The organism is Streptomyces sp. NPDC054047 (genome assembly GCF_055585065.1).
In genome coordinates, this window is record NZ_JBVJKV010000002.1 from 355,422 (window position 1) to 367,146 (window position 11,725).

11 protein-coding genes are annotated in these 11,725 nt (G+C 72.9%); 8 read left to right on the top strand and 3 right to left on the bottom strand.

Features of this window, described 5'->3' with window-relative positions; translation table 11 throughout:
* Window positions 1-29 precede the first annotated feature (29 nt).
* Window positions 30-1,187 carry an XdhC family protein gene (locus tag ACZ6ZP_RS08220; RefSeq protein ID WP_361472072.1) on the top strand — a complete coding sequence of 386 codons (1,158 nt, stop codon included), beginning with the start codon at window positions 30-32 and terminating at the stop codon, window positions 1,185-1,187.
* 92 nt (window positions 1,188-1,279) lie between these two features.
* Window positions 1,280-2,506 (top strand): FAD-dependent monooxygenase, encoded by a 1,227-nt coding sequence (locus ACZ6ZP_RS08225; RefSeq protein ID WP_469406041.1) that lies wholly within the window; start codon window positions 1,280-1,282, stop codon window positions 2,504-2,506.
* 226 nt (window positions 2,507-2,732) lie between these two features.
* Here ACZ6ZP_RS08225 and ACZ6ZP_RS08230 read toward each other — a convergent pair whose 3' ends face one another.
* The 3 genes from ACZ6ZP_RS08230 to ACZ6ZP_RS08240 form a co-directional block, all read right to left on the bottom strand.
* Window positions 2,733-3,215, bottom strand: coding sequence for an SRPBCC family protein (locus tag ACZ6ZP_RS08230; RefSeq protein ID WP_469406043.1), 483 nt, complete (start codon window positions 3,213-3,215; stop codon window positions 2,733-2,735).
* Window positions 3,216-3,254: 39 nt separating this feature from the next.
* Window positions 3,255-4,058 carry a polysaccharide deacetylase family protein gene (locus tag ACZ6ZP_RS08235; RefSeq protein ID WP_383817364.1) on the bottom strand — a complete coding sequence of 268 codons (804 nt, stop codon included), beginning with the start codon at window positions 4,056-4,058 and terminating at the stop codon, window positions 3,255-3,257.
* A gap of 111 nt (window positions 4,059-4,169) precedes the next feature.
* Complete coding sequence (locus ACZ6ZP_RS08240) at window positions 4,170-5,531, bottom strand: aminopeptidase P family protein (RefSeq protein WP_383817918.1); 1,362 nt, start codon at window positions 5,529-5,531, stop codon at window positions 4,170-4,172.
* A gap of 230 nt (window positions 5,532-5,761) precedes the next feature.
* Between ACZ6ZP_RS08240 and ACZ6ZP_RS08245 the strand changes: the two genes are divergently transcribed.
* The 6 genes from ACZ6ZP_RS08245 (at window position 5,762) to ACZ6ZP_RS08270 (ending at window position 11,708) form a co-directional block, all read left to right on the top strand.
* Window positions 5,762-6,940: an NAD(P)/FAD-dependent oxidoreductase gene (locus ACZ6ZP_RS08245; protein WP_399973239.1), complete on the top strand. Its 1,179-nt coding sequence runs from the start codon at window positions 5,762-5,764 to the stop codon at window positions 6,938-6,940.
* Entirely contained in the window at window positions 6,937-7,284 is a 348-nt protein-coding gene (locus ACZ6ZP_RS08250) for a (2Fe-2S)-binding protein (protein WP_361472060.1), read from the top strand. The genes ACZ6ZP_RS08245 and ACZ6ZP_RS08250 overlap by 4 nt, the downstream gene beginning before the upstream one ends.
* Window positions 7,281-8,933: an FAD-dependent oxidoreductase gene (locus ACZ6ZP_RS08255; RefSeq protein WP_383817370.1), complete on the top strand. Its 1,653-nt coding sequence runs from the start codon at window positions 7,281-7,283 to the stop codon at window positions 8,931-8,933. The genes ACZ6ZP_RS08250 and ACZ6ZP_RS08255 overlap by 4 nt, the downstream gene beginning before the upstream one ends.
* 50 nt (window positions 8,934-8,983) lie before the next feature.
* Window positions 8,984-9,892 carry a dihydrodipicolinate synthase family protein gene (locus ACZ6ZP_RS08260; protein ID WP_383817372.1) on the top strand — a complete coding sequence of 303 codons (909 nt, stop codon included), beginning with the start codon at window positions 8,984-8,986 and terminating at the stop codon, window positions 9,890-9,892.
* 49 nt (window positions 9,893-9,941) lie between these two features.
* Entirely contained in the window at window positions 9,942-10,943 is a 1,002-nt protein-coding gene (locus ACZ6ZP_RS08265; RefSeq protein ID WP_366463683.1) for a proline racemase family protein, read from the top strand.
* 69 nt (window positions 10,944-11,012) lie between these two features.
* Complete coding sequence (locus tag ACZ6ZP_RS08270; protein ID WP_351158698.1) at window positions 11,013-11,708, top strand: GntR family transcriptional regulator; 696 nt, start codon at window positions 11,013-11,015, stop codon at window positions 11,706-11,708.
* Window positions 11,709-11,725 lie beyond the last annotated feature (17 nt).

Here is an 11,725-nt window from a genome sequence, read left to right on the forward strand (position 1 = left end):
GGTCATCACACACCCGTTAGGAGACGGACATGCTGGACATCGCCGAAGAGCTGAACCGGTGGGTCGAGCAGGGACGCGACTTCGCGGTCGCCACCGTGGTGGCGGTCGGTGGCAGCGCGCCCCGGCAACCGGGCGCGGCCCTGGCCGTCGACGCCGACGGCACGGCCATCGGGTCCGTCTCCGGCGGGTGTGTGGAAGGCGCCGTCTACGACCTGTGCCGGCAGGCACTCGAAGACGGCGAGAGCATTCTTGAACGCTTCGGATACAGCGACGAGGACGCCTTCGCCGTGGGCCTGACCTGCGGCGGCATCATCGACATCCTCGTCACCCCGGTCCGCGCGGACTCCTCCGTGCGGCCGGTCGTCGCCGCCGCGCTCGCCGCGGCCGCGTCGGGCGAGGCCGCGGCCGTCGCCCGCATCACCTCCGGCCCCGCCGAGCTGGTGGGCCGCGCTCTTCTCGTACGTTCCGATGCCGACGCCGGCTTCGAGGGCGGGCTCGGCGGCCATCCCGAGCTGGACCGCACCGTCGCGGGCGAGGCCCGCGCGATGCTGGACGCCGGGCGCACCGGCACGACCGAGATCGGCGAGGACGGCTCGCGCTGCGGGCAGCCCCTCACGGTCCTCGTCGAGTCGAGCGTCCCGCCGCCCCGCATGATCGTGTTCGGCGCGATCGACTTCGCGTCGGCGCTCGTCAGGATCGGCGCGTTCCTCGGCTACCGCGTGACCGTGTGCGACGCGCGGCCCGTCTTCGCGACGGCGGCGCGTTTCCCCGACGCCGACGAGATCGTCGTCGAGTGGCCGCACAAGTACCTGGAGCGCACCGAGGTCGACGGCCGCACCGTGCTGTGCGTGCTGACCCACGACGCCAAGTTCGACGTGCCCCTGCTCGAACTGGCCCTGCGGCTGCCGGTCGCCTACGTGGGCGCGATGGGATCGCGCCGCACGCACGAGGACCGCAACGAGCGCCTGCGTGAAGTCGGCGTCACCGAGCTGGAGTTGACCCGCCTGCGCTCACCCATCGGCCTCGACCTGGGTGCGCGCACCCCGGAGGAGACGGCCCTGTCGATCGCCGCGGAGATCGTCGCGAACCGCCGTGGCGGCAGCGGTGTCTCGCTGACGGGCGCGCACACGCCGATCCACCACGACGGCTCGCGGCGTCCCGCGGGGCGCATAGGGTCCGTGGCCTGACGTCCCGGCTCGGTCCGCCGCCCGCCCGAGATCCACGGGATCGACCGTCACCCCTGCTACGTTGCGTCACAAAATGACCACTTTGTGACGCAATGGGAGCACGTGTGAAGGTCGCCTGCGTCGGCGGCGGTCCAGCCGCCCTGTACCTCTCGATTCTGCTCAAGCGGCAGGACCCGTCCCACGACATCACCGTCCACGAGCGGAACCCGGCCGGATCGACCTACGGCTGGGGCGTCACCTACTGGGGCGGCCTGCTGGAGAAGCTCCGCGACGGCGACCCCGAGTCCGCGCGCGCCGTGGCCGAGCACTCGGTCCGCTGGAGCGACGGCGTCGCGCACGTCGGCGACCGCACCACGGTCCACCACGGCGACGAGGGCTTCGGCATCGGGCGCCACCGGCTGCTCGACATCCTGGCCACCCGGGCCCAATCCCTGGGCGTACGCGTCGAGTTCGAGCGGGAGATCACGGACGCGGCGCAGCTGCCCGACGCCGATCTGGTCGTCGCGGGCGACGGCGTCAGGAGCACGCTGCGCGAGCGGCACAGCGGCCACTTCGGCGCACAGGTCACGCTCGGGCGCAACAAATACATCTGGCTCGGCACCACCAAGGTCTTCGACTCCTTCACCTTCGCCTTCGTGGAGACCGCGCACGGCTGGATCTGGTGCTACGGCTACCGCTTCAGCGACGAGAAGAGCACCTGCGTCATCGAGTGCTCCCCGGAGACCTGGACGGGTCTCGGCCTGCACGAGGCGAGCGAGGCCGACGGGCTCGCCCTGCTGGAGCGGCTGTTCGCGGGGCCGCTCGACGGGCACCGCCTGATCGGCCGCGCGCAGTCCGACGGCAGCGCGCAGTGGCTCAACTTCCGTACGCTGACCAATCGCACCTGGCACCGCGGCAACGTGGTCCTGCTCGGCGACGCCGCGCACACCACGCACTACTCCATCGGCGCGGGCACGACGCTCGCCCTGGAGGACGCGATCGCCCTGGCGGGCGCACTGCGCAAAAGCCCGGAGCTGGGCCCCGCCCTGGCGGGATACGAGCGCGAGCGCAGGGCCGCCCTCCTCTCCGTGCAGAGCGCGGCCCGCTACAGCGCCCAGTGGTACGAGAACCTGCCGCGCTACATCGGCCTCGACCCGGCCCAGATGTTCGCGCTCCTGGGCCAGCGCCACTCACCGCTCCTGCCGCACATCCCGCCGCAGCTGTACTACCGAATCGACCGCGCGGCCGAGCAGTTGGAGCCGCTGCGCAGGATGAAGCGGTGGCTGGGGCCGCGGGTGGCGCGGACGCTGCACGGCCGGTCGCAGGCTTCGCGGAACTGAGCCGAGGGCTTGCGCGGGGGAGGGTACGGACACCTGGGGTGATCTTGATCTCCGACGTCCCGACCCCGCGGGCCGCGATCTCCACGGGGAGGCGGACCGGCTGCGGCAGCACGGCCGTGCCGCCCTGGCCGAACTCCCCGACGGCATAAGGGCCTGGGCCCCGACGCGGTTCGGCGTACGGACGCACCGCGTCCGCGCATCGAGGAGCTGACCGGGGGCGTCCCCGTCACGCGTAGGGGCGGGGCGGGGGAGAGGAGAGCAGGCCGTCCACCGCCCGGCCGAACATCCACCGCGCGGCGGCCAGGAGCACCCGGTCGAAGACCCGCGGCAGCCACCGCACCCGTAGGTCCTCCCGCCAGGCCACCGTCGACCCGGACCCGGACCCGGACCCGGACCCGGGGCCCGTCGCCCCGGGGGAGACCTCGATCTCCGCCCAGCCGGTCACGAACTGTCCCCGCTTCTCCAGGCGGCACAGGCCCCCGCCCCCGGCGGCCGGGCGCCACGTCACGACCTCCATCACGTCGTCGAAGCCCACCGGACCGATCCCGGTACGCGCGACGAACACCGTCCCCTCCCCGCTGGGCGGCGGCGTCCGGACGGTCACCCGCGTCAGCGGGACCACATCGGCATGCCGCTCCCACGCGGTGAGCCGGCGCCAGACCTCGTCGGCGGGCAGGGACGATTGCCGGTCGATACGGAAGAGAGCCACAGGGAGATCCTGCCAGGCCCCGGCGCGGAAACCCGCAGGCTAGGGCCGGTAGATCTTCCCCGGTTCCGCCTTGCCCGGCGCGAGCAGCTGGGGCACCGTCACGAAGACGTAGCCGCGCTTCTTCAGCTCGTCGATGATGCCCGGCACCGCGGGCACCGTCCCCTTGTAGATGTCGTGCAGCAGGATGATGCCGTCCCGCCGGGTCTGGTCGACGACGCGCTTCTGGATCAGGGCGGAGTCGTTGGTCGTGTAGTCCTTGGCGGTCACGCTCCACAGGACCTCCGAGAGGCCCTCCTCGCGCGAGATCTCGTTGACGTCGGGGTTGGTGCGCCCCTGCGGCGGGCGCATCAGCGTCGGCTTGTGGCCGATCAGCTTCTCTATCGCCTCGTTGGTCCTGCGCAGTTCCCGGCGTGCCTCGTCCGGCGTGATGTCGGTGAGGATCTTGTGCGACCAGGTGTGGCTCGCCACCTCGTGGCCCTCGTCCGCCATGCGCTTCACGAGGCCGGGGTGCTCGGCTATGTGGTTCTTGCCGAGCAGGAAGAAGGTGGCGGGCACCTTCTCCTCCTTGAGGATGTCGAGCAGTCGCGGCGAGTTCTCGCTCGGCCCCGCGTCGAAGGTCAGGGCCACGCACTTCGCCTTGCGGCAGTCGACCGTCCCCAGCTTCGCCTGGCTCTTGAGGCTCACGGCCGCCGCGTCCTTGCGGACGGAACTGGGTGCCGTGGTGTCCACCTTGGTGCATCCCGTCAGCGCGACGGCCATGGCCGCGGAGGCCATGGCCGTCAAAGAAGCGGCGCGACGGAACCCCTTGACGGATCTCTTCATCTTGCTTTTCGCAGCGGACATGCGAGCACTATACATAGCGCGTATACACACAGTGCATAGAGGGGTCGTCAAGTGTGCGCCGCCGCTGTGTGCGGCAGACGTACGCCGGAGGTGCGGGCCGCGGGTGCCCGCTCAGCGACCGCCCGCCAGGCCGCTCATCCAGGCCTCCACCGCCGCGGCGCCGCGCGGCAGACCCGCCGACAGGTTCTCGTTGCCGTCCGCCGTGACGAGGATGTCGTCCTCGATGCGGACCCCGATGCCCCGGTACTCCGCGGGCACGGTGAGGTCGTCCGGCTGGAAGTACAGGCCGGGCTCGACGGTGAGCACCATGCCCTCTTCGAGTACGCCGCCGACATACTCCTCGGTGCGTGCCTGGGCGCAGTCGTGCACGTCGAGGCCGAGCATGTGGCCCGTGCCCGCCATGGTGAAGCGCCGTTGCAGGGCGAGCTCGAAGACCCGCTCCGGGTCGCCTTCAAGGAGGCCCCACTCGACGAGCTTGTGCGCGAGGTACCGCTGCGCCGCGTCGTGGAAGTCGCGGTACGCGGCGCCCGGCTTCACGGCGGCGATGCCGGCCTCCTGTGCCTCGTACACCGCGTCGTAGATCTTGCGCTGGAGCGGGGTGAAGGTGCCGTCGATGGGGAGGGTGCGGGTGACGTCGGCGGTGTAGAGGGTGTGGGTCTCCACGCCCGCGTCCAGGAGCAGGAGTTCGCCGGGGCGCACGGGGCCGTCGTTCTCCTGCCAGTGCATGATCGTGGCGTGCTCGCCGGCCGCGCAGATCGAGCCGTAGCCGATGTGGTTGCCCTCCAGGCGGGCGCGGCGGAAGAAGGTGCCCTCGATCCACCGCTCCGAGGTGGCGACGGCGGTGGCCAACTCCCGTACGACATCGGTGAATCCGCGGACCGTGGAGTCCACCGCCTTGCGCAGCTCGCCGATCTCCCAGTCGTCCTTGACCAGGCGCAGGCCGGAGAGTGCCTCCTCCAGCTCGGCGTCGCGCTCCTCGTCGGTCGTCAGGGCCTCCTCCAGCGCCGGGTCGTGGCCGCGCACGATGCGGGTCGGCACGGCGGGCGACGCGGCAAGCTCGGCCGGGGCGTCGCGCACGTCGCGGCAGGGCAGGCCCAGGAGCAGCTCGGACTCGGCGAGGCTGCGCCTGCGGCCCATCCACAGCTCGGCCGTCATGCCGATCCAGAACTCGTCGCTCTCCCGGCTGTCGCGCGGGAGTTGGTAGAGGTGCGCGTCGTGGCCCTCGCCTCCGGCGCGGGGTTCGAGGACCAGGGCGCAGTCCCGCGCCTGGTCGCCGGTCATGTGGACGTACGCGGAGTACGGGCGGAAGGGGTAATGGCTGTCGTTCGAGCGGATCTTGAGCTGCCCGGAGGGGATCACCAGGCGCTCGCCCGGGAACAGCGCGGACAGGGCGGCGCGGCGCCGCGCCGCGTGCGAGGACTGCTCGGCAGGGCGCAGGTCGCGCTGCTCGGTGTCGGCCCAGCCCGTCCTCATCAGGGCGGAGAGCTCGTCGGAGATCTCGGGGTACAGCCCGTTCTTGCGCACCGTGGACTTGCCGGCCTTGCTGGCTTTGTCGGTCTCGGTGGCTGTGCTGACCTGGTTGGACTCGGCCATGGGGTTCACCTTTTCCTCCCCGTTCCGGGGCTCGTGGCGGAGTGCTCAGTGGCGATTCCGCCAGCGTAGAGACCCTTGGCCCGTAAGGGAACATGTGACATAGTACTGGCGTGACAAAGCGGCTGACCTGCGATGTTGTGGTAGTCGGCGCCGGGATGGTGGGCGCCGCCTGTGCTCTGTACGCGGCGCGGGCCGGTCTGTCCGTCGCCTTGGTGGACCGCGGTCCCGTGGCCGGCGGCACGACCGGATCCGGCGAGGGAAACCTCCTCGTCTCCGACAAGGAACCCGGCCCCGAACTCGAACTCGCCCTCCTGTCCGGCCGACTGTGGACGGAGCTCGCCGCCGAGCCGGGCGTGGGCGCGAGCATCGAGTACGAGGCGAAGGGCGGCGTCGTCGTGGCGTCGTCCGGCGAAGGGCTCGCGGCACTCGGGGAGTTCGCCGCCGGACAGCGCGAAGCCGGGGTCGACGCGCGAGCCGTCGCGGCCGACGAGCTGTACGAACTCGAACCCCACCTCGCTCCCGGCACGGCGGGCGGCGTCTTCTATCCGCAGGACAGCCAGGTGATGCCGTCCCTGGCCGCGGCCCAACTGGTGCGCCTGGCACGGTCGTCGGGGGCGGAGCTGCGCACCGGCTGGACCGTCACCGCCGTGCTGCGGACCGCGGGCGGCGAGGTGCGCGGGGTGCGCACCGACCGGGGCGAGATCCACGCCCCGTACGTCGTGAACGCGGCGGGCACCTGGGGCGGCGAGCTCGCCGCCCTCGCCGGAACCGACCTCCCCGTGCTGCCGCGGCGCGGCTTCGTCCTCGTGACCGAGCCGCTGCCGCGCATGGTCCGGCACAAGGTGTACGCCGCCGACTACGTGGCCGACGTGGCCAGCGGATCCGCCGCGCTCCAGACGTCGCCGGTGGTCGAGGGAACGGCCGCGGGGCCCGTCCTGATCGGCGCGAGCCGCGAGCGGGTCGGCTTCGACCGCTCCTTCTCCCTGCCGGTGATGCGGGCCCTCGCGGCGGGGGCGACCCGGCTCTTCCCGTTCCTGGAGGGCGTCCGCGCGATGCGCGCGTACGTGGGCTTCCGCCCCTACATGCCGGACCACCTCCCCGCCGTCGGCCCCGACGCCCGGGTGCCGGGGCTCGTCCACGCCTGCGGGCACGAGGGCGCGGGGATCGGCCTCGCGGCGGGGACGGGCCACTTGATCGCCCAGGTGCTTACCGGGGTGAGCCCGGATCTCGCCCTTGCCCCCTTCCTCCCCGACCGTTTCGCCAACTGCCCGCCCCAGGAGGCTTCGTGAGCGACCGCACCCCCCTGAACCTGGTCCGCGCCCGCCCCGCCCCAGCGCACACCGTCACGTTCGACGGCCGCGAGATCCCGGCCCTGCCGGGGCAGACGGTGGCCGCCGCGCTCTGGTCGGCGGGCATCACGGCGTGGCGCACCACGCGGCGCGAGGGCGGGCCGAGGGGAGTCTTCTGCGGGATCGGCGTCTGCTTCGACTGTCTGGTGGAGGTCAACGGCCGCGCGAATCAACGGGCTTGCCTGGTCCCGGCCATCCCAGGCGCCGAGATCCGCACGCAGGACGGCAGCGGGCACGGCGGCGCCGCGGCTTGTGGCGGGCCGTCGACGGGAGGTGGCCGATGAGGACGGCTGAGGGTGCGGTTGCGGCCCCGGCCCGGAGGCCCACGCTCGCCGTGATCGGCGCAGGGCCCGCGGGCCTCGCGGCGGCGCTCGCCGCGGTGCGGCGCGGTGTGCACGTGACGGTGCTCGACTCGGCGCCGCAGGCGGGCGGCCAGTTCTACCGCCAGCCCGCCGAAGCGTTCCGCGCGCGGCGCCCGAAGGCACTGCACCACCAGTGGCGGACGTGGGAGCGGCTACGGTCCGGCCTCACGGAGGAGATCGCCGCGGGCCGCGTCACGTACTTGACGGAACATCACGTCTGGTTCGTGGAACGCCACGCCGGGGCGTCGCCGACCGGACGACCGCCGACGCCGGGGCCGGGCAGGGGAGCCGAAGCACGCCCTGACGCACTGGCTTCCGGCGCGTCGGGCGGCGCCTCTGCTTATGCGCCTGGCGGGCAGTTGCCTGCCGGGGTGTTGGGTGACGGGGTCGGGGCGGTGTCCCCCGGGGTGCCGGGTTCGTCCGTTGCGGGGCTCGTGGTTGATGCCGGGGGAGGTGGGTTTGTCGTGCATGCGCTGCTCGGGCCCGAGCAGGAAGAGTCCGTAGCCGTGCGTGCCGATGCCGTGCTGCTCGCCACGGGGGGATACGAGAAGGTCCTGCCGTTTCCCGGATGGACCCTGCCCGGGGTGGTCACCGCCGGTGGTGCGCAGGCCATGCTCAAGGGGGGTCTCGTGCTGCCGGGGCGCACCGTCGTCGTGGCGGGGACCGGGCCGCTGCTCATGCCCGTCGCCGCCGGGCTCGCGGCCGCAGGTGCCGACGTGGCCGCCTTGGTCGAGTCCGCCGACCCGAAGGCCTTCGCGCGGCACACGGCCACCCTCGCCGCCCATCCGGACAAGCTCGCCGAGGGGGCGCAGTACGCCGCCCGACTCGCCCGGCACCACATCCCGTTGGTTTCCCGGCACACCGTCGTCGAAGCGCACGGCAAGGACGCCGTCGAGGCGGTGACCATCGCCGCGCTCGACCCGGCGGGACGCGTCAGGCCCGGCACCGGGCGGCGCATCCCCTGCGACACCCTCGCCGTCGGTCACGGCATGCTGCCGCACACCGATCTCGCCGAGGGACTCGGCTGCCGCGTAGACGGCCTGAACGTCGCCGTCGACGCCGAGCAGCGCACCGACGTCCCCGGCGTCTGGGCCGCCGGAGAGGCCACCGGCATCGGCGGCGCCGCCCTCTCGCTCGCCGAGGGTCACATCGCCGGACGCTCCGCCGCCGCCCGGCTCCGGGGGATCACCCCCGACCCGCGCGCATGGGCCGCCGCCGCCAAGTCCCGTACGAGGATGCGGGAGTTCGCCGCGGTGCTCGCCTCCGTCTACACACCGCCCGCGCACTGGGCCGAACAGCTCCACGACGACACCCTCGTCTGCCGCTGCGAGGAGGTCCCCGCATCAGCGGTCCGCGAGGCCGTCGACGAGCTGGGGGCCACGGACGCGCGGACCGTGAAACTCCTGACCCGCGCCGGCATGGGCTGGTGCCAGGGCCGGATGTGCTCGGCGGCCGTCGCCGGGCTCGCGGGCTGCGCGGAGCGTTCCGCGCGGCGGCCGTTCGCCCGGCCCGTCCCGCTCGGCGTACTCGCACGGGCCGCCGACGACCGGCCGGACCCCGACCCCTCCTAGCCGCCGCACCCAGCCGCACCCAGCCGCACCGCACCGAAGGGAACACGCCCATGAACGCGCCCATGAACAGCCCTCACCCCCGCCCCTGGCACGGCGTCCTCGTCGCCACCGCGCTCCCGCTGAACGACGACCTGTCCGTCGACTACGGCCGGTTCGCCGAGCACTGCGCCTGGCTCGTCGAGAACGGCTGCGACGGCGTCGTGCCCAACGGATCGCTCGGCGAGTACCAGGTGCTCACCCCCGAGGAGCGCGCCAAGGTCGTGGAGACCGCCGTCGAGGCGGTCGGCGGGCAGCGGGTGCTGCCCGGCGTCGCCGCCTACGGCTCCGCCGAGGCCCGCCGCTGGGCCGAGCAGGCCAAGGACGCGGGCTGCGCCTCCGTGATGCTCCTTCCGCCGAACGCCTACCGCGCCGACGAGCGCTCCGTCCTCGCCCACTACGCCGAGGTCGCGAAGGCGGGCATCCCGGTCGTGGCGTACAACAACCCCATCGACACCAAGGTCGACCTGGTGCCGGAACTCCTCGCGAAGCTGCACGCCGAGGGGTACGTGCACGCCGTCAAGGAGTTCTCCGGAGACGTCCGCCGTGCCTACCGCATAGCCGAACTCGCCCCCGAGCTGGACCTGTTGATCGGCGCCGACGACGTCCTGCTCGAACTCGCCGTCGCGGGCGCCAAGGGCTGGATCGCCGGCTATCCCAACATGCTGCCCGCCGCGTGCGTCGAGCTCTACCGCGCCGCCGTGGCGGGCGACCTGGACACGGCGACCAAGCTCTACCGGCAGCTGCACCCGCTGCTGCGCTGGGACTCCCAGCCCGAGTTCGTCCAGGCCATCAAGCTCTCCATGGACATCGCCGGACGCCACGGCGGCCCCTGCCGGCCGCCCCGAGTGCCGCTGCTTCCCGAGCAGGAGCAGGCGGTGCGCACCGCCACCGAGCGGGCCGTCGCCGCCGGGCTCGCCTAGCCGCGTCCCCCGCCCCGCCCTCGTAGGACTCGTACGAAAGGCACCGCCCATGCGCAGCAAACTCGTCCTGCACGCGGTCGACTCGCACACCGAAGGGATGCCGACGCGGGTGATCACCGGCGGCATCGGCACCGTCCCCGGCGCGACGATGAACGAACGCAGGCTGTACTTCCGCGAGCACCGCGACGACATCAAGCAGCTCCTGATGAACGAACCGCGCGGCCACGCGGCGATGAGCGGCGCGATCCTCCAGCCGCCCACCCGGCCCGACTGCGACTACGGCGTGATCTACATCGAGGTCTCGGGCTATCTGCCGATGTGCGGGCACGGCACCATCGGCGTCGCCACCGTCCTCGTCGAGACCGGCATGGTCGAGGTCGTCGAGCCGGTCACCACGATCCGCCTGGACACCCCGGCGGGCCTCGTCGTCGCCGAGGTGGCCGTCCAGGACGGCGCGGCGAAGGCGGTCACGCTCAAGAACGTGCCGTCCTTCGCCGTCGCCCTGGACCGCAAGATCACCCTGCCCGACGGCCGCTCGGTGACGTACGACCTGGCCTACGGCGGCAACTTCTACGCGATCCTGCCCCTGGAGCAGTTCGGCCTCCCCTTCGAGCGCGACCGCAAGGACGACATCCTCGCGGCGGGCCTCTCGCTGATGGCGGCGATCAACGCCGAGGAGGAGCCGGTGCACCCGCAGGACCCGTCCATCCGCGGCTGCCACCACGTCCACCTCTACGCGCCCGGCGCCACCGCCCGCCACTCCCGGCACGCGATGGCCATCCACCCCGGCTGGTTCGACCGCTCGCCGTGCGGCACCGGGACGAGCGCGCGCATGGCCCAGCTGCACGCGCGCGGCGAGCTGCCGCTGGACACCGAGTTCGTCAACGAGTCCTTCATCGGTACGAAGTTCAGCGGGCGGCTGCTGGGCACCACCGAGGTCGCGGGCACCCCCGCCGTGCTGCCCAGCTTCACCGGGCGCGCCTGGGTGACCGGCACCGCGCAGTACCTCCTCGACCCGGACGACCCCTTCCCCGCGGGGTTCGTCCTCTAGGGGCCCGCCCGGCCCGGCGGGCTGGGATACTCGTGGCACGTGACATTGCACCAAGGAGGAACCGCCCCCATGGCCGCCCAGCGCAACCGCGCGCCGTCCGCCCCCGCCGGTCCCGCCCTGCCCAACCTGGGCGGGACCCGCAGCAGCTACCGCGAGCGGGTCGCGGACGCGCTCCGCGCCGCCCTCATCGCGGGCGAACTGCGCGCGGGCGAGGTCTACTCGGCGCCCACCCTCGCGGTGCGCTTCGGCGTCTCCGCGACTCCGGTGCGCGAGGCCATGCTGGACCTCGCCAAGGAGGGGCTGGTCGACACGGTGCCGAACAAGGGCTTCCGGGTCACCGCGGTCTCCGGGAAGCAGCTCGACGAGTACAAGCACGTCCGCGCGCTGATCGAGATCCCCACCACGGCGGAGCTCGCCACGTCGGCGGACCCCGCCGAGCTGGAGGCACTGCGCCCGGCCGCGCGGGAGATCGTCACCGCGGCGGCGGACGGCGACCTCATCGCGTACGTCGAGGCCGACATCCGCTTCCACCTCGGTCTGCTCGCGCTCTCGGGCAACGACCACCTGGTCGAGGTGGTCGGCGACCTGCGCAAGCGCTCACGTCTGTACGGACTTCAGGCGCTCGTCGACGCGGGCCGTCTGGAGGCGTCGGCCGAGGAGCACCTGGAGATCCTGGACGCGCTGCTCGCCCGTGACGAGGAGGCGGTGCGCGCGGTGATGACCCGCCACCTCGGTCACGTGCGCGGCCTGTGGGCGGCCGACTAGCTCGGCCGGCGCGCCCG